The organism is Arthrobacter sp. Soil764, from assembly GCF_001428075.1.
In the GTDB taxonomy this organism is placed as follows: Bacteria; Actinomycetota; Actinomycetes; order Actinomycetales; family Micrococcaceae; genus Arthrobacter.
Genome location: NZ_LMSI01000008.1, coordinates 306 through 21,026 on the forward strand (window position 1 = coordinate 306; position 20,721 = coordinate 21,026).

Sequence of the window (20,721 nt, forward strand, 5' to 3'; positions counted from 1 at the left end):
AAAATCGGTATCAACAAACTTGGCACACTATTGAGTTCTCAAACAACAGACACACCCGGCACCACCCAAACATTCCGTTCAGGATCGCTCCGGAGCAACTTTTCAAACTTACCCGGTTTCAAGGAGCTTCGCAAATCAGCGTTTCCGCGATCATCTCTGCTCTGGAACCGGCCCCACCCACGTCCGGCACGCCAAGAGGCGAACCATTTTCAGGCTGTTCGGTAAGGGGTTTGGCCGCTATCTTTCCGCTTCAGCGGCGGCGACTCAGAAAACAATACCCGCCCCCACGTCCGGCACGCCAAGAGGCGAACCATTTTCAGGCTGTTCGGTAAGGGGTTTGGCCGCTATCTTTCCGCTTCAGCGGCGGCGACTCAGAAAACAATACCCGCACACAACCCCCACCGCAAATCGACCTTTGGGGACAAAAAATCCGCGGAATTCCGGGCAGGAACGGCCACTACGGCACTCATGCCGCCTCCCGCCGTCGTAATTCCGTTCTGTGTGCTGCAACACAGAACGCCTGGCCCACGTTTCCCTCTCCAAATGCTGTCCCGCAGCAGCTTTTAAACCAGACGAGCCGCGGACACCTCACAGAAGGAGGCACCGCGGCTCGTCCTATTGCCCGTGCCTGTGACGCAGCGTTCAGACTCAACGGACTACTGCAGCCAGCAGGGCGTTTCGGCTATTTGGCAATGCCGCCGTGCCTGCTGCAAGCGCCCTGACGTGTAGTCCCAGGCCAAACATAGCCGTCGTTGCAGATGATGGCGCCACCGCTGTTGGGCACGGCAGGCGCGGGCGCTGGTGCCGGCGCTGCCTGCTGGGCAGCCGCTTGATCAGCAGCAAGTTTCGCAGCAGCGTCCCGCGCAGCCTGGTCAGCTGCAGCCTTCGCGGCGGCGGCCTGATCCGCAGCGGCTTTATCCGCTGCGGCCTTCTCAGCGGCAGCCTTCGCCGCGCCCGCCTGATCGGCTGCAGCCTTCTCAGCCGCAATCTTGGCAGCTGCCGCCTTTTCGGCAGCTGCCTTCTCGGCGGCCACGTCGTCCAGGTTCTTGACGTCCAGATGCACGGTAGTGCCCTTCGCTGCCCGTGCACCGTTGGCAGGATCTTGGGAGATCACCTGCCAGTTCTTCTTGACCATGATCGACTTGCCGTGGGCGGAGTCCACAGCATCAACCTTGAACCCGAGCTTTTCCAGCTGCTCCGTCGCCTTGTCCAGGGTCAGGCCGGTTACGCCGGGAACGGCAACATTCTCGGCAACCGCAGCCACAGGGGTTGCGGCTGCGGTCGCTGTGGTCTGGGTTGCCGCCTGCTGGCCCCCGCAGCCTGTCAGCAGGACGCCGGCCAGCACAGCCAGAGCCAGCGTCTTGTTCATCCTGGTACGTGCAGGACTGGAATTTACTTTCATGATTCCCCCTAGGAATGCGTGATGGTGTTAAAAGTGCGTCCGGAGAATCCGGGCAAGGGTGGGCTTATTCGCAGGCGATGCCGTCGGAGTCCCGGTCCAGGGCGGGCCGGTAGCCGGGCTGGCCGGCGAAAAGGGGTGCCGCTCCAGCAGCTCTCGCCGCGGTGCAGTTGGCGTAGTAAGCGGCGGCAGGTGCGGGTGCAATGGGAGCAGGTGCCACTGGAGCCGGCGCGACGGGCGCAGGTGCAACGGGTGCAGCTGGAGCAGGAGCGAACGGTGCGGGAGCAGGAGCGACCGGTGCGGGAGCAGGTGCCGGTTCAGCCACGGCCGGTGCTGGAGCCGGAGCCTGCTGGTTTGTCGGGGCCAACTGCCCGGAGCAATCGCCGAGGATGCGCGCCATCGCGTCGTGCTCCGCCTGCGTGACCCACAGCCCGTATGTTGCTTTCACCGAGATTTGCCGGGCCACGTACTCGCACCGGAAGGCCTTGTTCGGTGGCAGCCAGGTGGCTGCGTCGCCGTCGCCCTTTTGCTGGTTGGTGGGCCCGTCCGTGGCCTGCAGGTTCAGCGGATCGTTCGCAAACGCCGTCCGCTGCTCCGTGCTCAACTGCTGGGCGCCCTTTTGCCAGGCATCGCTCAGCGCCACCACATGGTCAATCTGGACAGCAGTGCTGGTACCCGAGCCCCGGACGAAACTGATGGTCTTGCCCGTGTAGGGATCGGTCAGGGTCCCCGTCTGAACCTTGCAGGGAACACTGTTCGTGTAGGTGATACCGGTGAGGTCGCGCTTGAGGATGTCGTTGCGGGTATCGCAGCCGTTCCGGTCCACGTCCGCCCACGCCTGGCCGAACTGCGCCCGGTCATAGCCGGTCTTCGGCGCCCGGCCCTTGATGGGAAGGGTGGCCAGCAGATCGATCGCTTTTGTCGCGTAAGCGGGCTGGGCGTTGGGCGCGGTGGCGGTGACGCCGGCCGCAAGAACGTAGGGGTTCTCCGGGTCGAGGGGCTCCGCCGTGCTGTCAGCGGTGGGAGTTGGCGTGGACGACGGCGATGCCTTCACTGTTGCGGTTGGGCTGGCTTTGGCGGGCGCTGCCTTGGCAGTGCTCTCCGCGGAGGCTGTCTCCAGGTCCGCACTCGCAACGTGCGGCAATGCGACAGCACCGGCAACGAAGAGGGCGAAGGAGGCGGCGATCGCGACGGCACCGGCCCTGCGTTTTGCCGGGAGCCAAGCCCAGGAACGCCGCCCTGTAAGCAGGACGTACAGGCCGGTGAGTGCACTCGAAATACCCAGGAACATCAGGGCTCCGCCGATTCCGCCGCTCAGAGATCCCAAGAGCATGAAGAGTGCGGTGAGGCCAGCAACGATAAACGTTGAAATGCGTGGTTTCCGCGGCGGCTTCGGTGCCGGCGCAGGCGGAACAAACCCCAAAAGGGTTTCGTAGTCGGACGTTCTTTCCCCATTTTCGAGGGGTCCCGATAACGGTCCCCCACATTTGCCGGGCCTGCTGCTTAGCCCGGCAAACTCATCGCCACGAGCCTATGGGCCAATGCAGGCTGAAAACGGGTATCCAATGCGTCCTCGGCCAACATTCAGCCAGTCTTGATGGGACCTTGAGGAAAGGGACGCAATAGGAGTTCTGTGCTTAACAATTTGCGGCATTTACAGCCCAAGACAGGTTTATCCGGCGGCCGTTCCCTTGGAGCAGGACGCAAAGATAAAGTGGCCGGATGCAGATGCGGCTCGAGGTTGTCCAGGTCCCGGTTTCCGACGTCGACAGGTCGAAAGCGTTCTATATAGAAAAACTCGGCTTCGTGCTGGACCACGACGTGGAGCACATTCCGGGCATGAGGGTGGTCCAGTTGACTCCTCCGGGTTCGGCCACGTCGGTGGTGATCGGCACCGGGATGACCACCATGGCACCGGGCAGCCTGGAGGGGCTGCAGCTGGTGGTCCCGGACATCACCGATGTCCGAACCGAACTGGTCCGGCGGGGCGCGGACATCAGCGAGATCCAGGACCTTGGCGGGGTCCTCTTCGCCTACTTCAGCGATCCGGACGGCAACCGCTGGGTCATGCAGGGCGCGACGCCGCCGGGTATCCGGGACGCGCACAAACCATAGAAGCTAATGGCAAAAGTGAGCGGGCGTCGTCGCAAACTCTGCCAAAAGTGAGCGGGCGCCGGAAACTGCGGGACTACTTTTAGGCCGGCGGCGCTGTGGAGCCCCGGACCACCAGCTCGGTGCCAAGTTCGATCCGCTGCGGCAGCTCCTCGTCCCCGTCCAGGTGCCGGAGCAGTGCCCGCATGGCGGTTTCGGCCATCTGCACTACCGGCTGCCTGATGGTGGTCAGCCCGGGCTCAATCCACTCGGCCGCGGGAATGTCGTCAAACCCAATGACGGACAGGTCCTCCGGAATGCGCAGACCGGCAGAGCGCGCAGCCCGGTAGGCACCGAGGGCCTGGTCGTCGTTGCCGGTGAAGATCGCCGTCGGACGGTCCGGCAGCTCCAGGAGCTTCCGCGTTGCCGCCTCACCCGCTTCAATGGAAAAGTCGCCGGGAACCATCAACGCCGGGTCCAGGGCAATGCCCGCGCGCCGCAGCGCCGAGATGTAGCCGTCCTCGCGTGCGCTGCTGCACTGCAGGTCCTCGCGGCCACCAATCATGGCGATCCGTTTGTGCCCCAGTTGCAGCAGGTGGTCCGTGGCCGAGTAGCCGCCCTCCCAGTTCGCCGCACCCACAGTCATCAGGTCCGGTCCGGGCTGGCCGACGGGATCGATCAGCACCACGGGGATTCCCAGCGATTTGACGCGCTGGATCTGCTTGGCATCCAGCTGGTAGACGGCCATGAGCAGTCCATCCGATTTCCGCTCCGCGAGGTTGGCCAGCCAGGGCCGAATGCGCGACCCATCCAGGTTCAGGCTGCTCACCACGGTTCCGTAGCCCGCGTCCTGTGCCACGCGTTCCACGCCCTCGATGATCTCCAGCGCCCACTCCGAGCCCAGTCCCGGAAACACCAGATCCACCAGGCCGGCTTTCTGCCTGCGCTTGGCGGGGCGGCGGGCATAATCGCGCCGTGCAATGATCTCCTCCACCCGGGCGCGGGTCTCGGCCGCCACATGCGCGTGCCCGTTCAGCACCTTGGACACAGTGGGAACCGAAACCCCGGCCTCACGGGCAATCTCACTGATCGTCGCGCGCCTGGTGTCCTGCTTGCTCACCACGGAAACCGCCCTTTCACCCGGGTCATGCGCCCGGTGCTAGTTATCGGAAAGTTCCCACGTCTGGATTCGGCCACACATGCCGTAGATTCTGCGGTTTTCCCGTTTTCCCATCGTAGTTCGCGCCTCCCCGAGATAGATACTTTCCGCTCTATCCAGGGAAGCCAGTTGCTGCCGGGTGGCCTCTGCCTGGCGTGCGGCTCCCGCTGCCAGCACGTCTGCCCAGGTCCCGGTCCTGTCCGAGACCAGACGGGCAGCCGCGATGTGGAAGTCCGCCAAGCCGGCCGGGCCGGAGGCCAGCACGGCTTGCTTCAGCGACCAGTAGCCTTCCAGGGCCAAATCACGACGGCGGCGTGCGGCTTCCTCCGCCGCGGCCAGTCCGGCGTCGGCGTCCTTGTGTTCCAACGCTGCTGCGCTCCGGTACGTTTCCGCGTCACGAAGGTATCCAGGCGGAAACGTCATCACGGCATCGCCGTGTTCGGGCAGCCCGGCATTCTGCATCACCACCAGGACTCGGAGATCGCCTGAATCGTTAATGGCGCGATGCACGGTTCCGGGGGTGAACCACAGCACCACCCCCGGTACCAGCGGCGTGGAGGTGAAGCCGCGCGAGTCCAGCGTCTCCAGCCGGCCGGCTCCTTGCAGCACCACGTACGCCTCGGTGGACGCAGTGTGCAGGTGCGGCGATCCGCCGGCGGCCCCGTCAGCGCCCGGCCAGTCATAGATGCTGATTTCGGAGAGCCCGGTGGCACCCGGAAAGGTGGAGCCCATGCCCTACGCCCAGCTGCGAAGTGCTGCCTGCGCAGCATCCGCAAGGGCCTGTGCGCGTTCTGCGTCCACGCCGCCGTCGGCAATCACCACGGCGTAGCGGTACGTCAACGGCGCCCCCTCGCGGAGGGACACCTCCTCACTGAAGAAAGGGGCCGAGCCCAGGCAGGCAAAGATGGACGACCTGGCAAACCACTGGTTGGGCGCGCCGGGGTTGGTACTGTCCTCTACGAACGCGATGGTGGAGGACCGGCAGGTGACGTCATGCTTGCCGGTGAAGGCGACCCACGGTGAGCGGGTGCCCATGAATTCGTCCGTACCGGCACCGTCCTGGTTGCGGAACCCGCCACCGGTGAAGGACCGGGGGCCGCGCCAGAAGAGGCCGCCATATCCGGCGTTGTGCCGGCCTTCCGTCGTGGGGCTGCCGATGCGGATCTCCTCGCCGGAGATGTTGCTCATCCTGGTTTCAAAGAGGATGGCGTAGGCCCCTTCGGTTTCGCTGCCGTCCGTCACAGGGTCTTCAAGCAGTTGGAGGCTGAACCGGCGGCTCTCGGCGATGACCGGATCCCCGTCCTGTGAGGTCCAGGTCAGGGATTCCGACGCCGTGATGCCGGCGCCGGACTGGTCGATGCCCGTAAAGGACCCGTGGGTCATGGCGCCGTTGTTGTCCAGGTTGGCGTACTCGGTGGCGCGTGTGTAGGTGGCACCGCCCCAGAAGTTGTGCGGGCCGACGTTGGGCAGCGCCCAGGAGAGTCCCTTATGCCAGACGTGGTCCCAGGGGCGTGAAATGGTCACCACATCCCCGCCCAGGGTAGTGAGCGGGTGGAAGAACGGGCGGGGGCTCTCGTACTGGTCATCAGTGGGCTTGTAGGTATAGGTGGCGACGGGCCGGCCGTTGGCACTGAAGGTGAGGGCCGTTCCGTCGTCGTCAAAGCTCAATTTGGCGGGGGACACGGAAGATCTGGCGGTCGACAGGGGGGTGCTCATGCTGATGGCTCCTTTGGGTGTGGTGTTCAGACAGCGGCGTCGACGGCGGGCCGGTTGAGGGCCGTGGAATCCAGGACCTTCGCGCCCAGCCCGTCCCCGTCCATTCCGCCGTAGAACGGGTGGCCGGAAACAATTTCGCCGCGGCGCACTGCCCGCCCTGTGAAGGCGGAAGCGTAAATGGCGGCTGCGAGCTCCAGGGTTTGCCGTGCCGACGCCGCGTCGCCCGGGAGTGGGCGGCCGGCGTCGAGCGCATCGTACATAGCCAGGAACTGGGCCGCGTGTCCGCTTCCGCGCTCCAAGGGCTTGCTGTTCCACGCCCGCGTGACCTGGTCCTCATGGCCGGGTGCCGCGGTGATGGTCCAATTGTCTGTGCTGTAGCCGTAGAGGTGGCTCAGTTCCACGGTGGCGAACTCGCAGTCGATCCGGATATCGGAGGTTTCCCGGGGTGAGAGCAGCGAGTTGATCATTGTGGCCACCGCGCCGTTGCCGAACCGGACAAGGGCGGCCGACAGATCCTCGGTGGAGGTGGCACGTGCCTGCCTGGCGGCGACGGCGGTCACTTCCTCCCAGGGCCCCAGCAGGTGCAGGAGCAGATCGAACTGGTGGATGCCGTGGCCCATGGTGGGTCCACCGCCCTCGGCGTTCCAGGTACCCCGCCAGGGCAGGTCCCAGTAGCTGTCCGGACGGTACCAAAGGGTATCGCATCGTGCCACCAGCGGTCGGCCGAAGTCAGTGCCGCCGATCAGCTGTTGGGCGGCGGTGGATGCGTCACCAAAGCGGTGTTGGAACACGCAGGAGAACTGCGCGCCGCCCTGAGTCTGGGCACTTTCCAGGCGGTCGAAATCCGCAAGGCTCAGTGCCGGGGGCTTCTCGGAGAGCACGTTGACGCCAGCTGCCAGGCACTGAAGGGCCTGGTCAATGTGGAGCATGGGCGGCGTGCAGAGGTGCACGATGTCCGGCTTGGCCTCGGTGAGCAGATCGGCCAGGGTGAGGTAGGTGGCGGGAATGCCGTGCTTCCCGGCGAAGGCGTCCAGCCGGCCCTGGTCCACGTCGCAGGCCGCCACGAGTTGTGCCCGGCCGTCCGTTCGGGCCAGGTTGTCCGCATGGACCGCCGCGATCCCGCCGGTTCCGACAATCGCCACTCTGTACGTCCGCATGTTCTCTCCGTCGTTGCAGTGAATGATGGTGGGCGGAAGGTGCCCGGCCCGTCCAGTGGCCTTGGCACTGGCTGACTTATTCGTTCAGGGTAGAAACTTTCCATGATGCTCTTGAAGTTTCCAAGGAACGTACAGGGCGCAATTGCCCGCCGTTGCTTCAACCGTAGGAGGCTCTTGACGAGCTAGTCAATGCTTTCAGGCCTAGAAACTAACAATTAGTTTCTGATACTTTCTTAGAAAGTCCTACGATCAGGAGAATGCCCGTGACCAGCGGTGCCGCCGAAAAGCACGCCATCCCCTCCCCCTCCGCGGGCAACAACCCCAGTGAGATCGCCGAGGGTCTTTCCGTCGATGATCTCGTCCGCCAGATGACCCTGGAGGAGAAGCTCGCCCAATTGGCAGGGGTGTGGGTCAACGCCTCCACGGACGGGGACTCCGTGGCGCCGCTGCAGAACGAGATGGCCGGCGATTCGCGCTCCTGGGAGGAGATGATCGCCTCGGGACTGGGGCAGATCACGCGCATGTACGGCACAGTTCCTTTGGAGCCAGCCGAGGGTGCCCGGCGGCTTGCCGCGGCGCAGGAACAGATCATGGCTGCCTCCCGTTTCCGGATCCCCGCCCAGGTGCATGAGGAATGCCTGGCCGGCTTGGCTGCATGGAAAGCCACCGCTTTCCCCGTCCCGCTGGCATGGGGCGCCACGTTCAACCCGTCGCTGGTGCGGCGGATGGCCGGGCTGATTGGTGAGCAGATGCGGGCGCTCGGAGTCCATCAGGGACTGGCTCCCGTGCTGGACGTTGTCCGCGACCTGCGCTGGGGCAGGGTGGAGGAAACCATCGGCGAGGACCCCTACCTGGTGGGCACGGTGGCCAGCGCCTATGTCTCCGGCCTGGAAGGGGCCGGGATTGTGGCCACGCTCAAGCACTTCGTTGGCTACTCTGCTTCCCGCGCCGGGCGCAACCATGCTCCAGTGTCCATGGGCCCGCGCGAGTTGGCGGACGTGATGCTCCCACCGTTCGAGATGGCGCTCAAACATGGCGGCGCCCGCTCCGTGATGCATGCCTACACGGACACCGACGGCATCCCTGCAGCCGCCAACCGGGCCCTGCTCACGTCGCTGCTGCGCGAGGAGTGGGGATTCGCCGGCACGGTGGTGGCGGACTACTTCGGCATCGCTTTCCTGAACGTCACCCACGGCGTGGCAGCCGATTCCGGTGAGGCAGCTGCCCTGGCCCTCACAGCCGGCGTCGACGTGGAGTTGCCAACGGTGAACTGTTACGGCAGGCCACTGCTGGAACGCGTGCGGTCCGGCGAGGTTTCCGAATCACTGGTGGACACCGCCCTTCGCCGCGTGCTGCGGCAGAAGCAGGAGGCCGGGCTGCTCGCACCGGATTTTGACCCCGCTCCCCCGGTCCTTGCATCCGGAGCCATCGACCTGGACCCGGCAAACAACCGCGTTTTGGCCCGCGAGATGGCTGCGCAGTCCCTGGTGCTGCTGACCAACAGGACGCACGACGGCGGCCCAACACTGCCGCTTCCGGCCGCGGCCACGGCGTCGCTTGGCGTGGTGGGGCCGCTGGCGGAAGATCCCTTCGCCATGCTGGGCTGCTACTCCTTTGACGCGCATGTGGGCGCGTCCCACCCGGACGTACCCATGGGCATTCGCGTTCCCACCGTGGCCGCGGCCGGCAGGGAACGCTTCGAAACGATGCACAGCGCTGCGACGGGCACCTGCGAGACCATCACCGACGAACAGATCGCGGAGGCCTGCGATGTCGCCGCCGCAGTGGACACCTGTGTGATCGTGGTGGGCGACAACGCTGGCCTCTTTGGCCGTGGCACATCCGGCGAGGGCAATGACGCAGCTGACCTTCAACTGCCTGGTGACCAGCACCGCATGCTTGACCAGGTGCTTTCCGCAGCCCAGGCTGCGGGCACACGGTCCGTCGTCGTGGTCCTCAGCGGCCGGCCGTACGCCCTGGGCGACTTCGCGGAACGGGCCGGCGCAATCATCCAGGGCTTCTTCCCTGGTGAGGAGGGAGCGGAAGCGCTTTGGGACGTCCTGACCGGGGCCGTGAACCCGTCCGGCAAACTGCCGGTTTCAGTACCTCGAACCTCCGGCGGACAGCCAGGCACCTACCTGCACAGCCGACTGGCCGGACCATCCGGTGTCAGCGCGCTGGACCCTTCGCCATTGTTCGGCTTTGGCCACGGCCTTTCCTACACCTCGTTCGAGTTCTCCGGCCACGCGGCCAGTGCGCCCACCATGTCCACCACGGATGCCGTCACGGTGGCACTTACGGTGACCAACACCGGCCCGGCCGACGGCGCTGAAGTGGTGCAACTGTACCTGGAGGACCCGGTGGGCGAGGTGGTGCGGCCGGTCCGCGAGCTGATTGGCTATGCCAGGGCGGAACTGGCTACCGGCGCATCAGCGCGGGTGGAGTTCACGGTGCACGCCGACCGAACGTCATTTACTGGAGTGGACTTGAAGCGGGTAGTCACCCCCGGCCTGGTGAAGCTGCACGTGGCCACGTCCAGCACCGAAGACATCCACACGCACGAGGTAATCCTGCAAGGCGGGCGCCGCGCGGTGGGTTACGGGCGGGAGATGCTGACGCCGGTGACGGTGACGCTGCACTAGGCAGCGGTGAACTTCTCCTCCACCAGCTTTAGCAGCGGGCGGGAGTTCAGGCACACCAGGAAAACCACCGTGCCGCCGACGACGGGGAGCAGGTACGCGGTGGTCATCAGCAGCAGGGTTGCGGCCAGGAAGAGGATGCCGGCGTTGCCCACGGAGACGCGTTTGCTTGCGCTGAAGCTGTACAGGGACAGACGGTAAAGGTCCCTGGTTCGGAACGAAAAGCGGGACAACAGCAGCAACGCGTTCAGGCCCGCGGTGGCCACGAGCAGTCCGAGGACCAGCAGCGCCAGCCGCAGGGCCGGTTCGACGGGATTGGCAGGCCCCAGAAAGGCGGGCAGCCCCGCCAGGTTGACGCCGACCACGGCCAGGACCAGCAGGTACGGCGTCCAGACCTTTACGGCCTGGCCGGCATTCATCCGGTAGCCCCGCAGGAAGTCCCGGTAGACCCCGGTCTCCTGGCCGGCCAGCAGCCGGTTGAACGCATACATGCATGCGGCCAGGGCCGGTCCCGCCGGGAGGAGGGCGACGACGGCCGGCCATGTCCCAACGAACGGCACCGCGAGCAGTGCCACCACCAGCAGTGCGTTGGCGAGCACCAGCAGGGCCGAGCCCATCATCACGCCGGCCACGGTGCCGGCCGCCCTGAACAGGGGGCCGGCACCGTACTCCGCCTTCTTCTGAACCACTGACTGCCTTTCGGTCACTGCTGACAGCCCGCGGCCGCCGTCGTACGCCCTACTTCTTATCGGCGTATGCCTTGTAGGCCTTGTTGGCCAACTCTACGTACTTGCCCATGCCCTTGCTGTCCAGCTCCTTGACGTAGGCGTCGAACTCGGAGAGGCTTCGCTGGCCCGTGATGAACTTCAGGGTGTTCTGCTTGACGTGGTCCTTCAGGGGCGTGAGGGTCAGTGTTGCCTGTTCCCGATCGGTGTCACTGAAGGGCACGGGAGGGGCAACGGGCCTGGGCTTCTTGCTCTTCATGGCCTTTTGGAATGCCAGCTCCTCCTCATTGAAGGTGGACTGGAGCAGGTCCGTGGTGCCGCCGTAGGCGAAGTTGCCGCCCGAAAAGCCGTAATCCACCCGCAGGTCCTTGGTTCCCGCCGGATTCAGGCCCTGGAAGTTGATGTCCTTGGCCAGGACGCGCTTGCCCCCTTCCTTGTTGTACGTGGTTCCCTGCACGCCCCACTTGGCGAACTCCTGGCCTTCGTCGCTGTAGAACAGCCAGTCGATGTACTGCATCAGCGCCACGAAGCTGTCCTTGTCCTTGACGGACGAGTTCAGCATGATGCCGTTTTCCAGCCGGGAGCCGCCGATGATGTCGCCGGCCGGGCCACCGGGCACCGTGATCTTGCGGACGGCGAAGTTGCCCTTGCCCAGGGACTGTTCCATTGACGTGCGGTACGTGATGATGTTTTGCGAGTTGGCGCTGATAACGAACGACTTTCCGGACGTGAACTTCTGGATAGCGGCGTCATCGGTCTGGGTGAAGCTTTCCGGGTCCATCAGGCCCTCTGAGACCAGGGAGTTGAAGTAGGTCACCAGGTCCTTGAACTGGCTGCTGCCGGCACCGAAGGCAAACTCTTTCTTGCCCTCATCGAAGGTCAGGCCGTCCACCAGGCCCCAGCCTGCGACGGTACCAAACGCGGTACCGGCAATGTTCAGCACGCTGTTGCCGTTGAACCGGTCGGAGAACGGCACCACGTCGGGATGGTTCTTCTTGAGTTTGCGCAGCACCTCACGGAACTCGTCCCAGGTCTTGGGCTCGGCAATGCCGTCCTTTTCCAGCACGTCGGTCCGGAAGGCCAGGGTGTAGTCCGGCCAGAGTTCCTCGTGCACGCCGGGCAGGACATAGTACTTGCCGTCCTGCTGGGTGAGGCCGGCAATCTCAGGTTCCAGCTTCCACTTCTTGATCTTGTCCTGGTAGTGCGGCATGAGGTCCACGTAGTCGCTGACCGGAAGGACGGCGCCGGAGGACACGTATGCGCTCTCCTGCCCCGGATAGGTCTTGGCGATGATCTCCGGTGCCTTGCCGGAGCTGATCAGCAGGCTGCGCTTCTGTTCGTAATCGCTGCTGGGGACGATGGTGGGTTCCAGTGTGACGTTGTTGTCGCTGGCCATCTTGCTGAACAGCAGCCAGTCCTTCTTGTACGGGTAGGTGGGCTGGTCACTGAACAGGAAGGTGAAGCTCAGCGGCGTCGTCGCCTTGAACGTATCCCCCAGCCCGAAGCTGTCCATCGCCCCATTGCGGGCCTTTGAGGTATCGGCCTTGGCGCCGGAATCGGAGTCACACCCCGCCATCACCAGGCCGAAGGCTGCGAGCGCGGACAGGCCGAGGAAGTCTCGTCTGCGGATCATGGGTTTTCCTTTCATAACGGGTTATTCCTTGACGGAGCCGAGCATGACGCCCGAAAAGAAGTACTTCTGGACAAACGGGTAGACGCAAAGGATGGGGATGACGGTGAGGACGATGGTGACCGACTGGATGTTCGCGGCGATCTGGCCCACGTTCTCCGCCGTGCCGCCGGCAGAGCCTGCAGTGGTGACGCCGGCAATCATGTTTCGGAGGTAGATGGTCACCGGAAACAGGTCCGGGTTGTCCAGGTAAAGGAACGCCTGGAACCAGGAGTTCCAGTTGGCTACTGCGTAAAACAGGACCATGGTGGCGACGATGGCCTTACTCAGGGGCAGGACCACCTTGAAAAGCACGCCGTACTGGGTGAGGCCGTCAATGGCCGCCGCTTCCTCCAGTTCCCGCGGCATGTTCTCGAAGAAGGACTTCATGATGAGCAGATTGAAGACGCTGATGGCATTGGGCAGCACCACGGCCCAGAGGGTGTCGCGCATACCCAGCGAGGTGATGAGCACATAGTTGGGGATCAGTCCGCCGTTGAAGAACATGGTGAACACCGCGATGCCGATGAACACGCTGCGGCCCTTCAGGTCCTTCTTGGCGATGGCGTAGGCGAAGCTGGTGGTGAGCACCATCGAGATGGCTGTTGCCACCACTGTGTACAGGACCGTGTTGCCGTAGTTCCGCCAGAATGTCGAGTCGGCCAGGATCAGCTGGTAGGTCTCGGTGTTGAAGCCCATGGGGAACAGGTTGACCTGGCCGGCGTTGATGAATCCCTCGCTGGAGAAGCTCTGCGCCAGGATGTTCAGGAACGGATACACAGTCAGGAACACCACCACCAGCAGGAAGGCCAGGTTCACCACCCGGAAAACCCGCATGCTGCGTGAAACCTTCATGTCTTTAACCAGGACCCCTGTGTCCTTTGGTGCTGCTTTCACGCCGGTTGCTTTCACGGCAGTCCCTTTCACAGTTGCCCCCTTCACCAGAGGCTCGTTCCTGCGAGCCGCTTGGAAATGGCGTTGGCGGAGAGAATCAGCGTGAGGCCGATGACGGATTCGAACATGCCGATCGCCGCCGCATAGCTGAAGTTGCTGGACTCCAGGCCCACCCGGTACAGGTAGGTGGAGATGACGTCGGAGGTCTCGTAGTTCAGCGGGTTGTAGATGAGCAGGATCTTTTCGAAGCCCACGGCCATGAACGTGCCGATGTTAAGGATCAGCAGGGTGATGATGGTGGGCCGGATGGCAGGCAGGGTCACATGCCAGGTCTGCTGCCAGCGGTTGGCGCCGTCGATCCGGGCCGCCTCATACAGGGACTCATCCACCCTGGTAAGGGCCGCCAGGTAGAGGATGGCGCCCCAGCCCATGGTCTGCCACACCTCGGAGCTGATGTACATGGGCCGGAACCAGGCGGCGTCCTGGGTGAAGTTCACCGTGGTGCCGAACACCGTGTTGGCGATCTGGTTCACCGTGCCTGTCATGGAGAAGTTCTGCAGGATCATGCCGGCAATGATCACCACGGACATGAAGTGCGGCAGGTATGCCACGGTCTGGACGAACTTCTTGAACTTCTGCGAGCGCAGTTCATTGAGCATCAGCGCGAAGATGATGGGCATGGGAAAGCAGAACAGCAGCGTCAGCACGCCCAGGATGATGGTGTTCTGGAACGCCTGCCAGAAGCTGGGATCGTTGATGAACAGGGTGACGTATTTCAGGCCCACCCATTTCTCGCCGAAGATGCTGCCGCCCGGCTGGAACTGCCGGAACGCAATGACGTTGCCGGCCATGGGCAGGTACCGGAAGATGGCGAAGTAGGCCAGCGGCAGCAGCACCAAGGTGTAGAGCCGCCAGTCCCGTTTGATGGCCAGCTTCCAGCCGCCGGGTTTGTTCCGCGGTTTGTTGGTTCCCGCGTCGGAGTCGGCGGAAACCGCCTCGGGAGGTACTTCCAATCGCATGGCCATGACTGCCTCCTACCGGCCGGTTTCTGCGGCTGCGTTGTTTGTGGGTGTTTCCTCCAGCACCAGGACGCCGTTGGCGGCGAGCTCCACCGTGCCGGTGACGTCCGCTCCGGTGAGCCGGTCCGTGCCGCCTGCCCCCACGTCCACCCTGGCGGGAGCGTCGTTGTGGTTCAGTACCAGCAGATAGCTGCGTCCGTGGCCGGCACGACGGCGGGCCTGCACTCCCAGCGGAGCGTCCAGTTCGGGACGGATCCCCGCAGCGCTCCGTTCGGCGTCGAGCAGTTCCGCCAGGAAAGTGCTGTCCACCCGGGCTGACAGGTACATGGCAGTGCCCGCGCCGAAGCTGTTGCGGGTAACAGCCGGCGCACCTTCCAGCCGGCCGGAGGCGTAGCTCGCAATAACGTCCGCAGTGGTGGTGTGCAGGTGCTCGGTCCAGTAATCCGCTGAGGCCATGCCGCCGTCGGCTGTTGAAAGCTTGACTGCCTCACCGTCACCGGCGAGCGGGTGCATCTCCTCGCTCCATGCCCCCAGGACCTTGCGCAGTGCGCCCGGGTAGCCGCCCAGGCGGATGGTGTTGTCCGGGTCCACGATGCCGGAGAGGTAGCTGGCCACCAAGCGGCCGCCGGCGGCAACATAGTCCTCAAACCGCTGCGCGGACTCGTCAGTCAGCAGGTACGACGCCGGCAGGACCACCAGAGGGTACTGGCTGAGGTCGCTCCTTGTGTTCACGAAGTCCACGGGGATATTGGCGTCGAAGAAGGGCCGGTAAAGGCGGAGGACTTCCTGGGCGTAGTTCAGGTCAGAGCGCGGGGAATTACCCAGTTCCAGGGCCCACCAGCAGTCCCAGTCGAAGACAAGGGCCACCTTGGCGCTGGAGCGGGTGCCTGTGATGCCGCCCACGCCCTTGAGTTCCTGGCCCAGTTCGCAGACTTCCCGGAAGATGCGCGTATTGGGTCCGGCGTGGTTGACCATGCCGGAGTGGAAACGCTCGGTGCCGCCCCTGGCCTGGCGCCATTGGAAGAAGAGGATGGCGTCGGCGCCCTGGGCGATGGCCTGGTAGGAGCCCAGCCGCATCTTGCCGGGGAGTTTGGAGACATTGACGGACCATTGGCTGACCGCGCCGGTGGCCTGTTCCATTACCAGCCAGGGCTGGCCTCCGCGAAGGGAACGCATCAGGTCGAAATTCAGGGCCGCAGCCACGTGGGCGTCTTCTTCGCGTGGGTCCGGATAGATGTCCAGGGCCGCGGCATCTTCCTCGGCAGCCCAGGCCCAGTAATCGTTGTTCTTGTAGAAGCGCATGAAGTTGGTGACGATCGGCAGGTCCGGCGTGTACCGGCGCAGGATGTCCCGTTCGGCCTTGTAATGCTCCAGCATGCTGTCCGAGGTGAAGCGGTGGTAATCCAGGCGGCGGGACGGGTTTGACCAGGTGCGGGGCTGGGCAGGGGCGTTGACCTGCGACCAGTGGGAGTAGCGCTGGCCCCACACATCGGTGCTCCAAGCGCGGTTCAGGTTTTCCAGGTCCCCGTATTTTGCCTGCAGCCATTCCCGGAAGGCGCGGTCTGCATGCGGGCCGTAAGACACCGGCCCATATTCATTGTTCACGTGCCACATGCACAGGGCCGGGTGGGCAGCGTAGCGCTCCCCCATCTTCTCCGCCATGGCCAGGGACTTTTCCCGATAGACAGGGTGGGAAACATCGAAGTGCTGCCGGGAGCCAAAACCAAAAGTGGCGCCGTCCGCCAGGACCGGCAGGATGTCCGGGTGCCCGGCGATCAGCCAGGCCGGCGGGACAGCGTCCGGAGTGGCAAGGTCCACCCCGATGCCGTTCGCGTGCAGCAGGTCCATGATCTCGTCCAGCCAGCCAAAGTCGTAGACGCCGTCCGCCGTTTCAAGACGGCTCCAGGAAAAGACGGCCAGCGTGACCAGGTTGACGCCCGCTTCCTTCATGAGCCGGACATCCTCGTCCCACACCTCGCGGGGCCACTGTTCGGGGTTGTAGTCGCCCCCATAGGCGATGCCGCCCAGCCGTTGGCGCAGGTGTTTGAGGCGGTGTTCCGAGGTACTCATGCTGCGCTCGCTGGTCATCATCGTCCTTTAGTTGGCATGTTGGCCGCGGACTCCACCAGTGCGACCTGCATCACACCAAGAAACTATCGTAAAGTTTCAGCAATAACAACAGAAACGTAAAAGTGGGAGGAGACTCCTAGGCGCAGGCGGTGGCAGATGAAGGCGCAGACCCGGCAACGCCAAAGGCCGCTGTAGGGGAATCGTGACATCGCAGACAGAGCTGACCTGCCACCAATCTTTCCGGACCAGTGAAGGAAAGTATCGGATTGAGGTGGGAAGAAGGCCCAGCTACCTCCCGCTAGGGGCGCGGAGCCGCTCCACCCGGTGCAGGTTCCAGCACATCCTGGACCACTTCGTTATGGCGCAGGAACCACGGCTTGAACGGCGGGTCGAAACGGGCGAACCTGGGCGCACCCACAGGAGTCAGCCCGGCCAGGATGAGCGCCGCCTGCAGTCCCTCGTTGCGCTTCTGGAAGGCCGCTGCGGACCCGCTGCCGGAGAAACCCAGCACTGCGGCAAGGGAACCCGGCACCGCACGTACCTTGACCTTGGGATCGGTTGGCACCGGAGCAGTCTCAGCGGTCACTCCAGCCGGAAGGACGAAGGCCACCGCGAATTCGGCGGGGGCCGAAGATCCGGGCAACGGGCCGCTCTGGATCACCGGGGCGGTCATGGCCAGCTTCTGCGGCCCCGGTTCCTGGAGCACCGGCGCGGTCATGGCCAGCTTCTGCCGGGCAGCGTTGCTGCCGCTGATGTAGTTAAAAAGATGCCGGAAGGCGGCATTGCCGGCGCGGTCAAAGTCGGCCGTGACCGTCACTTCGGCCACTGCATACTCCGGATACCACCGCAGTTCGAAATGCGGATAGCGCCGGATCAACTCATAGGGCTGCTGCTCGGTCATAGTGGACAGAGCCTACGCCCGCAAAGCCTGGGCGGCCAGACCGACAGGCCAGGACGGACTCAGGCCATTTGCTCCGATGCGGGTTTCCGGAACTTGGCGCGGAGGACGGCACTGCCAATCACAAACGTGAACAGGAGGCCGATCACACCGAAAATGACGGTCAGCACAACGCCCACACCGCGGAACCATACTCCGTCGCTCTCATAGCCAAGAACAATGGCCCGGCCGGGATCGTTTTCGGCATGGACCACCGTGACCCCGCCGCCCACTTCGGGATGCTGGTCATGGTCCACGGCCGCGAAGGCCTTGTGCGGCAAGCCGTCCGCCGTCGTAAATTCCACCTGAATCCTGCGCTTGGAAGCCTTGGTGACATCGTCGAAGTGGACGATCGTTCCGGCGGCCCGGGTGCCCGTCCGGGCAAGCTCCTCATCTGCATTGATCATGAAACTGCCCAGCCCGATCAGGATCGGGCCCAGGCAAAGGACCACAACGGTCACCGCAAGGTTCAGTTTCCCCTTCCAGGTCAGCCAGGGTTTACGGGTTCCAATTCTGCGCCCAGTCACGGCCCCATTCTGCCGGAACATGTTGCCAAACCCACTCTTCCAACTGTTGCCCAATGATAAGCAGGCGGACCATAATAGTTAGCAGAACTAATTAGCACTGCTAAGGAACGTCAGCAGGAGGCGCACCCGCATACATGTCCCCTACCCAAACGAAGAACAAGACAGCTGCAGACCCCACCGCCCCGGACACCCTCGCCATCGATCTCCGCACCGCCGTGATGCGCACCTCCCGCAGGCTCCGGGTCGAGGCAACCGGCGACATCATCACCCCCGGACAGTACACGGTCCTCGCCCTGCTGAACGGCAGCGGTCCCAGCACATTGCGCGCGCTCGCCAAAAGTGAGCACGTCCAGGCGCCGTCCATGACCAGGATCGTCAACGCCCTCGCCGACCAGGGCTTCGTCACCAGGAGCGCGGACCCCGACGACGGACGGCAGGTCCGCGTGGATATCACCGATGCGGGACGGGGGGTCCTCGCGGAAGCACGCAACCAGCGGACGGCCTGGCTGGCCCAGCGCGTGGCCGGGCTCAGTGAGGAAGACCGGTTCACCCTCAGCCGGGCGGCCCGCATCATGCAGGAAATGAGCGGCAAATGAGTGCGATGTTCCGGGCCCTCGAGAACCCCAACTACCGCATCTGGGCCGGCGGCGCGCTCGTCTCCAACATCGGCACCTGGATGCAGCGGGTGGCCCAGGACTGGCTGGTCCTGACCGTACTCACGGACCACTCGGGTGCCGCCGTCGGCCTCACCACGGGCCTGCAGTTCCTGCCCATGCTGCTGTTCGGCCCCTACGGCGGCGTGCTCGCCGACCGCTACCGGAAGCGCATCATCCTCATGTGGACGCAGCTGGCCATGGCCTTCACCGGCCTCGCCATCGGCCTCCTGGTGCTGACCGGCACGGCGCAACTGTGGCATGCGTACGTGGCGGCCTTCTGTTTGGGCATCGCCAGCGCCGTGGATGCGCCCGCGCGCCAGGCCTTTGTCTCTGAACTGGTGGGGCAGGAGAACATCTCCAACGCGGTGGCATTGAACTCCGCGTCCTTCAACACGGCCCGGCTCACGGGCCCCGCCATCGCGGGCGTACTCATCGCCTGGGTGGGGACCGGGCCCGTGTTCCTGCTGAACGCGGCGAGCTTCGCGGCCGTCCTGGTGTCGCTGTTCAGGATCCGCGTCACCCAGCCAGCCCCGGTGGCGAAGGGCGAACGGAACAAGCACCAGGTGGCCGAGGGTGTCCGTTATGTGCGCCGCAGGCCGGACCTGATGCTGATCATGGTCCTGGTGGGCATCCTGGGCGCGTTCGGCATGAACTTCCCCGTCATCAACTCACTGATGGCCACCACCGAGTTCCGCATGGGCCCGAGCGAATTCGGGATTCTGGGATCAATCATGGCGGTGGGCACCCTGGCCGGCGCCCTCCTGGCGGCACGCCGGTCCCGTCCACGGCTGAGGTTCCTGCTGGGCGGGGCGCTGGGGCTCGGTATTTTCACGATCCTGGGCAGCGTGGCACCCTCATTCTGGGTCTACGCCGGCATCCTGATACCCGTGGGGCTGGCATCGATCACGTTCCTGAACAGCTGCAACACCAGCATCCAGTTGTCCGTGGAGCCGGAGTTCCGGGGGCGCGTGCTGGCCCTGTACCTGGCCATCCTGCAGGGCGGCACCGCCCTGGGTTCGCCGCTGGTCGGTTGGATCGGAAGCCAGTTCGGCGCCCGTTGGTCCGTGGCCTGCGGTGGAATCATTGTGCTGCTGGCCGGCGTGGCGGCCGTTATTGCGGTCACCAGGCGGAACCGGCTCACCCTGTTGGGCGCGTTGCGGATGGCGCTGGGACGCCGCGAACCCGCCGTCTGACATGGGCCCGGGTGCCTGTTTTTGGCCGTGGGCCGGTCCCCCAACATCCCGCATCGCCGGCCCACGGCGGTCTAGTCGCCTGGGGCGGGCGGAAGCGCCGAGCGGCGCGTGAGTTCATCCTCGACGAGGCACCGGAGGGCGTAGGACTGGTCCGGTTCCAGGGAGACATCACAGTCTTCGAGTGCGTGCCGCAGCAGGAGCAGATCGGCGGCCGGAACGAGGGGCCAGCGGCGGAAGGCATGGAACACCCTGCCCTGTGCGGGGGCGCCGGGACGAATGGACCCGGCAGGTGGTCGGTCAGCAGCGGTGTCCATCGTCAGCTCCCATGAGTAACTTGCCAGCTGACTGCTCAACCACGGGTATGGACAAGATACCCGGAACAAAACCGTTAGGCCACCGGTTTCTACAACCCGTGGATTTATGACGGAGGCTTGTTGACGATGTCCACGGAGATTTCCACCGCCGGAACTTCTCCCCTGTTCTCCAACCAGTGGGAAGTGTTCCGATCCTCGGGCCAGCCCACTCCGGGCCCGTATTCCCGGGTCTGGCCATCACGGTGGTCGGTGATGGTTCCCTGCAGGATATAGACGGTGCCGGGGCGCCCCACGTGGTTGTGGAGGGGACCGAAGACTCCGCCGGGATCGATCGTCACCATCCGCATCCGCAACTGCCGGCCTTCCATCCCTTCAATCTCGCCGTCAAGGTCGACCGTCGCCAGCACCTCCACTGAGACGCCTTTTGTCTCCGGCGCCGCTTCCTCCTCCATACCCATGCCTTTGCCTTCCTTTTAAGGCCGCTTACGACGGCGGCGCCGGCCCGCCGCTGCCACGCACCCGGGTGCGGGGTGCTTGGGCGGCAAGTGCCGGCGTC

At 64.5% G+C, this 20,721-nt stretch carries 19 protein-coding genes; 4 read left to right on the forward strand and 15 right to left on the reverse strand.

Annotated features, from left to right (window positions below; genetic code table 11):
- Nucleotides 1-682: 682 nt before the first annotated feature.
- Nucleotides 683-1,402 carry a PASTA domain-containing protein gene (locus ASG86_RS06620; protein ID WP_200946181.1) on the reverse strand — a complete coding sequence of 240 codons (720 nt, stop codon included), beginning with the start codon at nucleotides 1,400-1,402 and terminating at the stop codon, nucleotides 683-685.
- A 64-nt stretch (nucleotides 1,403-1,466) separates the two neighbouring features.
- Nucleotides 1,467-2,732 carry a GmrSD restriction endonuclease domain-containing protein gene (locus ASG86_RS06625; protein ID WP_056331796.1) on the reverse strand — a complete coding sequence of 422 codons (1,266 nt, stop codon included), beginning with the start codon at nucleotides 2,730-2,732 and terminating at the stop codon, nucleotides 1,467-1,469.
- A gap of 389 nt (nucleotides 2,733-3,121) precedes the next feature.
- Here ASG86_RS06625 and ASG86_RS06630 point away from each other — a divergent pair, with 389 nt between their 5' ends.
- The gene (locus tag ASG86_RS06630) at nucleotides 3,122-3,514 is read left to right on the forward strand and encodes a VOC family protein (RefSeq protein ID WP_056331798.1); all 393 of its coding nucleotides are present in this window, start codon (nucleotides 3,122-3,124) and stop codon (nucleotides 3,512-3,514) included.
- Nucleotides 3,515-3,593: 79 nt separating this feature from the next.
- Here ASG86_RS06630 and ASG86_RS06635 read toward each other — a convergent pair whose 3' ends face one another.
- From ASG86_RS06635 to ASG86_RS06650, 4 genes are read right to left on the reverse strand one after another with little or no spacing between them, the layout of a single operon-like run.
- On the reverse strand, nucleotides 3,594-4,613 hold the full coding sequence (locus tag ASG86_RS06635) for a LacI family DNA-binding transcriptional regulator (RefSeq protein WP_056331800.1): 1,020 nt from the start codon (nucleotides 4,611-4,613) through the stop codon (nucleotides 3,594-3,596).
- Nucleotides 4,614-4,649: 36 nt separating this feature from the next.
- Nucleotides 4,650-5,381 (reverse strand): cupin domain-containing protein, encoded by a 732-nt coding sequence (locus ASG86_RS06640; RefSeq protein ID WP_056331801.1) that lies wholly within the window; start codon nucleotides 5,379-5,381, stop codon nucleotides 4,650-4,652.
- A gap of 3 nt (nucleotides 5,382-5,384) precedes the next feature.
- Nucleotides 5,385-6,365, reverse strand: coding sequence for a PmoA family protein (locus ASG86_RS06645; protein WP_056331803.1), 981 nt, complete (start codon nucleotides 6,363-6,365; stop codon nucleotides 5,385-5,387).
- A 26-nt stretch (nucleotides 6,366-6,391) separates the two neighbouring features.
- Nucleotides 6,392-7,522, reverse strand: a complete 1,131-nt coding sequence (locus ASG86_RS06650) for a Gfo/Idh/MocA family protein (protein ID WP_056331806.1) — start codon at nucleotides 7,520-7,522, stop codon at nucleotides 6,392-6,394.
- 263 nt (nucleotides 7,523-7,785) lie between these two features.
- Between ASG86_RS06650 and ASG86_RS06655 the strand changes: the two genes are divergently transcribed.
- A complete protein-coding gene (locus tag ASG86_RS06655; RefSeq protein WP_056331808.1) occupies nucleotides 7,786-10,164 on the forward strand; it encodes a glycoside hydrolase family 3 N-terminal domain-containing protein in 2,379 nt (792 codons plus the stop codon).
- Here ASG86_RS06655 and ASG86_RS06660 read toward each other — a convergent pair.
- The 7 genes from ASG86_RS06660 to ASG86_RS06690 all read right to left on the reverse strand — a co-directional run bounded on the left by ASG86_RS06660 (nucleotide 10,161) and on the right by ASG86_RS06690 (nucleotide 18,002).
- A complete protein-coding gene (locus ASG86_RS06660; RefSeq protein WP_056331809.1) occupies nucleotides 10,161-10,850 on the reverse strand; it encodes a DUF624 domain-containing protein in 690 nt (229 codons plus the stop codon). The two genes, ASG86_RS06655 and ASG86_RS06660, sit on opposite strands and share 4 nt — an antisense overlap.
- Before the next feature lie 49 nt (nucleotides 10,851-10,899).
- The gene (locus ASG86_RS06665; protein ID WP_056331811.1) at nucleotides 10,900-12,534 is read right to left on the reverse strand and encodes an ABC transporter substrate-binding protein; all 1,635 of its coding nucleotides are present in this window, start codon (nucleotides 12,532-12,534) and stop codon (nucleotides 10,900-10,902) included.
- 6 nt (nucleotides 12,535-12,540) lie between these two features.
- Nucleotides 12,541-13,410, reverse strand: coding sequence for a carbohydrate ABC transporter permease (locus ASG86_RS06670; protein WP_235565120.1), 870 nt, complete (start codon nucleotides 13,408-13,410; stop codon nucleotides 12,541-12,543).
- Nucleotides 13,411-13,493: 83 nt separating this feature from the next.
- Entirely contained in the window at nucleotides 13,494-14,474 is a 981-nt protein-coding gene (locus ASG86_RS06675) for an ABC transporter permease (RefSeq protein ID WP_056331813.1), read from the reverse strand.
- A gap of 9 nt (nucleotides 14,475-14,483) precedes the next feature.
- The gene (locus tag ASG86_RS06680) at nucleotides 14,484-16,538 is read right to left on the reverse strand and encodes a beta-galactosidase (RefSeq protein WP_235565118.1); all 2,055 of its coding nucleotides are present in this window, start codon (nucleotides 16,536-16,538) and stop codon (nucleotides 14,484-14,486) included.
- Nucleotides 16,539-16,836: 298 nt separating this feature from the next.
- Nucleotides 16,837-17,439, reverse strand: a complete 603-nt coding sequence (locus ASG86_RS06685) for an SOUL family heme-binding protein (RefSeq protein ID WP_056331818.1) — start codon at nucleotides 17,437-17,439, stop codon at nucleotides 16,837-16,839.
- Nucleotides 17,440-17,498: 59 nt separating this feature from the next.
- Entirely contained in the window at nucleotides 17,499-18,002 is a 504-nt protein-coding gene (locus ASG86_RS06690) for a DUF3592 domain-containing protein (RefSeq protein ID WP_056331923.1), read from the reverse strand.
- 134 nt (nucleotides 18,003-18,136) lie between these two features.
- On the opposite strand from ASG86_RS06690, the gene ASG86_RS06695 reads away from it, so the two are divergent.
- The gene (locus ASG86_RS06695; protein ID WP_056331820.1) at nucleotides 18,137-18,598 is read left to right on the forward strand and encodes a MarR family winged helix-turn-helix transcriptional regulator; all 462 of its coding nucleotides are present in this window, start codon (nucleotides 18,137-18,139) and stop codon (nucleotides 18,596-18,598) included.
- Nucleotides 18,595-19,851: an MFS transporter gene (locus tag ASG86_RS06700; RefSeq protein ID WP_056331822.1), complete on the forward strand. Its 1,257-nt coding sequence runs from the start codon at nucleotides 18,595-18,597 to the stop codon at nucleotides 19,849-19,851. Before ASG86_RS06695 ends, ASG86_RS06700 begins: the two co-directional genes overlap by 4 nt.
- 71 nt (nucleotides 19,852-19,922) lie before the next feature.
- Here the strand turns inward: ASG86_RS06700 and ASG86_RS06705 are convergent, their stop codons facing one another.
- Nucleotides 19,923-20,165 carry a hypothetical protein gene (locus ASG86_RS06705; protein ID WP_056331823.1) on the reverse strand — a complete coding sequence of 81 codons (243 nt, stop codon included), beginning with the start codon at nucleotides 20,163-20,165 and terminating at the stop codon, nucleotides 19,923-19,925.
- A gap of 104 nt (nucleotides 20,166-20,269) precedes the next feature.
- Nucleotides 20,270-20,623, reverse strand: coding sequence for a cupin domain-containing protein (locus tag ASG86_RS06710; protein ID WP_056331825.1), 354 nt, complete (start codon nucleotides 20,621-20,623; stop codon nucleotides 20,270-20,272).
- Nucleotides 20,624-20,721: the final 98 nt, after the last annotated feature.